This is a genomic window from Microbacterium karelineae (genome assembly GCF_009745985.1).
GTDB lineage: Bacteria > Actinomycetota > Actinomycetes > Actinomycetales > Microbacteriaceae > Microbacterium > Microbacterium karelineae.
Genome location: NZ_WFIX01000106.1, coordinates 1 through 223 on the forward strand (window position 1 = coordinate 1; position 223 = coordinate 223).

The following is a 223-nucleotide window of genomic DNA, read 5'->3' on the forward strand; positions in this document are numbered from 1 at the left end:
CTTTCTGATGCTCAGAAAAAAGGAGGTTATGAATTCGTAATGTCTCCACACATCGGGGCAAAAGAATTATATGTAACTTCAGGACACTGGGACAAATATGGGGAAGACAGCTTCCAGCCGATTAAAACGCCGAACGAAGGAGAAGAATTTTTGCTGAAGCCGATGAACTGTCCTCACCACTGTGAAATTTACAAAACTTCACAATGGAGCTACAGAGATTTAC

The 223-nt window shown here is 41.7% G+C and carries 1 pseudogene; it reads left to right on the plus strand.

Features of this window, described 5'->3' with window-relative positions:
* A pseudogene (gene thrS / locus GB932_RS22120) lies at window positions 1-223 on the plus strand (threonine--tRNA ligase); the annotation flags it as partial.